Annotated in this window: 2 protein-coding genes; both read left to right on the top strand. The window is 76.6% G+C overall.

Annotation, left to right across the window (positions count from 1 at the left end):
* Window positions 1-1,722, top strand: a 1,722-nt coding sequence (locus tag GTW67_RS03700) for a substrate-binding domain-containing protein (protein WP_161163352.1), incomplete at its 5' end; no start/stop codon positions are given.
* A complete protein-coding gene (locus GTW67_RS03695) occupies window positions 1,722-3,122 on the top strand; it encodes an extracellular solute-binding protein (RefSeq protein ID WP_161163351.1) in 1,401 nt (466 codons plus the stop codon). The genes GTW67_RS03700 and GTW67_RS03695, both read left to right, overlap by 1 nt.
* Window positions 3,123-3,153: the final 31 nt, after the last annotated feature.

Below are 3,153 nucleotides of genomic sequence, written 5' to 3'. Positions count from 1 at the left end.
GGTGGTGATGCGAGGTCGGGGCGGGCGGGGTGGGTGGGGACCGGGGCGCTGGTGCTGGCCTTCCTGGTCGTCGTCGGTGTCGGGGCGTACCGGCTCGTCGTGGCGGGCGGTGACCCGGCGGCCTCCTGCGGGCCGCCGCTGGAGCTGCGCGTGCTGACCGATCCCGACCTGGAGACCACCGTACGGGCCGCCACGGACGCGTATCTGACGTCGGAGGAGAACACCACCGGCGACGGCTGCCGGCGAAGCGGCGTCACCGTCTACAGCGCGGGCGCCGCCGACGCGGTCACCGCCCTGCGCAAGCGGACCGGCGCCTGGCAGGAGCCCCACGACGACGACACCAACCCGCAGCGTGACGTCGGCCCGCAGCCGGACGTCTGGATACCCGGCTCCCGCGCCGACGTCGCCCGCGTCGCCGAGGGCCAGGACACCGACGCCGTGGCCGTCCTGGAACCGGACGACGAGGCGTTCGCGTACTCCCCGGTCGTGCTCGCCGTCCCGCAGGGCATCGCCGCCGAGTCGCTGGACGAGCGCTCCGGCCCCCCGCTCAACCGGATGATCGACGACCTGCTCACCCGGCGCGCCGACGCCGAAGTACGCCGCCCTGACCCGGAGTTCACCGACACCGGCCTGCTCGCCACCGTCGGCCTGCACGCCGGCACCGGCGACCCCCGCCGTGCCGAGGACCGCGTCGCCCAGCCGGGGCCGCCCTCCCCGACCGCCGCCGACCTGCTGTGCACGCTGCCCGACGACGACACCGTGGACGACCGCACCGCCGCCCTCGTCCCCGAGTTCCTGATGAGGAGCGGCGTCGGCTGCGACAGCGCCCGCCGCACCCCGCGCATGGCCCAGTACCCCGGCGACGTGCCCGGCCTGGAGCCCGTCTTCGTCCGCGTCCGCTGGCAGGGCGCCGACCGCGACGAGGCCGCCCGGGACGACGCGGCCGCCCGGTTCCGCGCCTGGCTCACCGGTGAGCGGGGGCGCGAGGCGTTCGCCCGGGCCGGGTTCCGGGCGGCCGGCGGCAGCCGCGCCCTGCTGGACACCACCGACGTCGTCGGCTCGATGCTGCGGGCGCCGTCCCCGCTGACCGAGTCGGCCGGCCGGGACGCGATGGAGGCGTCCCTGGAGGCCTACCGGGGCGCGAGCGGCCCCGGCCGGGTGCTGTTCCTGCTCGACAGCTCCGGCTCGATGGCCGGCCGCTGGGAGGGGCCCAGCGGCGGCCCCGGCCTGCTGAAGCAGTCGCTCGGCGGGCTCGGCGCCCGGGACGAGTACGGCGTGTGGGCGGTGTACGGCGAGGACGGGGACCCGTACGACACCCTGCTGCCCTTCGGCCGCCACGCCCGCAAGGACGCCGAGCGCACCGTCGACCGGGTCGCCGAGGTCCGCGACGCCCAGGCCGACCCGTACCGGGCGCTGCGGGCCGCCCTCGACGACATGGAGCGGCGCGGCGCCGACGACGAGCGCCCCGGCCTGATCGTCTACGTCACCGACGACGAGGACGCCCCCCGGCTCACCGGCGACCGCCTCGACGACGTCCTCGCCCTCGCCCGCGCGGTGCGGGTGCCGGTCGCGATGGTCTCGCTCACCGGCGGCGCCTGCGACCCGGGGAAGCCGGACGCCCGGATCTCCGAGGCGAGCGGCGGCCGCTGCCTGGACGCCGACGACGACCTCGGGCCCGCCCTGCACGACGAGGTCGCGCGCACCGGAACGGGGGAGGACTGATGCCGCGACGGCTCGTGGCCCGGTGGGTCCTGCCGGTCGCGCTGGCCCTGCTCCTGCCGACCGCCTGCACCGGCAGTGACGGCGGCGACGGGGACGCGGGCGGCGGGTCCGCGGCGACGCCGTCCGCCGACGTGCCCGGCGACATCGTGGTCGCCAGCGGCCGGGACGTCACCGGCAAGAACGGCGTCCGCCAGCGGCTCATCGACGCCTGGAACGCCCGGCAGGAGAAGGCCGGCTCCGGCTACCGCGCCCGGCTGGTCGAGCTGCCCGGCAACGCCGACGAGCAGCGCAGCCAACTGCTCGGCGCCCTCCAGTCCGGCAGCGCCGCCTACGACGTGGTCAACCTCGACGTCACCTGGGTGCCGGAGTTCGCCGCGGCGCGTGTGATCGGCCCGCTGCCGGCGTCGCTGCTCGACGCGGACGTCATCGCCCCGGTCGCGCGCACGGCCCGCTGGGACGGCGAGGTGTACGCCGTGCCGTTCAACAGCGACGTCGGCCTGCTCTACTACCGGCGCGACCATCTGCGGCAGGCCGGCGTCCAGGACACCGACCTGGGCGGCGGCGTGGACTGGAAGCGGCTGAGGAAGCTGATCGAGACCCTCAACGACCACAAGCCCGCCGGCTACGAGAAGGGCTGGACGACCCAGCTGGCCGCGTACGAGGGCCGCACGGTCAACGCCGTCGAGGCCTTCGCGTCGGCGGTGCCCGGCACCACGCTCACCGACGAGGACGGCCACTACGACGCCACCGTCGAGGAGCTGACGCAGGGCATCGCCGAGCTGCGCGACCGCACCGAGGCGTCGTACCTCCTCCCGGACGCCGCCGACTCCGACGAGGCGGCCTCGCTCGGCGACTTCGCCGCCGGGCGCACCACGTTCCTGCGGCAGTGGCCGTACGCCTATCCGGCCCTCTCCCAGTCCTTCCCCGGTGACCGGCTCGGCGTGACCGCGCTGCCGGGCCGGGCCGTGCTCGGCGGCCAGAACCTCGCCGTGACCTCGGCGTCCCAGCGGTCCGGGAAGGCGGCCGACCTGATCAGGTTCCTCACCGGCGAGGAGAGCGAACGCTGCCTGCTGGACGCCGGGTTCGCGGCCACCCGCACCTCGGCGTACGTGGACGACGGCGTGACCTGCGAGGTGCCCGCCGCGGTCCCCTCGGCGGCGCCCACCGGCGAGAGCGCCGACGCCATGCCCCGCGACGCGGCGGGCCGCCCGGCCTACGCCCGCCACACCCTGCTCCCGGCCCTGCAACAGGCGGTCCACCGGCCCCGCACCCCGCTGTACGGCGCCTTCACACAGACCTTCACGGCCCAGCTCGGCGCCCTGTTCACCGAGGACCCGCCGAGCGACGCGGAACTCGCGGCCCGCCTGGACGAGGCACTGCGCGAGGCCCTGCCGGACTGAGCGGCGGCCGGGGCCCGGACACAGGCCGCGT

The organism is Streptomyces sp. SID5910 (assembly GCF_009862125.1).
In the GTDB taxonomy this organism is placed as follows: domain Bacteria; phylum Actinomycetota; class Actinomycetes; order Streptomycetales; family Streptomycetaceae; genus Streptomyces.
The sequence above is the reverse complement of the archived record's forward strand: the minus strand, read 5'-3'. Positions and strand labels throughout refer to the sequence as shown.

What these genes read in the sequence shown, in the direction of transcription:
- GTW67_RS03695 (WP_161163351.1), top strand. Translation starts at nt 1,722, where the DNA reads ATGCCGCGACGGCTCGTGGCCCGGTGGGTCCTGCCGGTCGCGCTGGCC.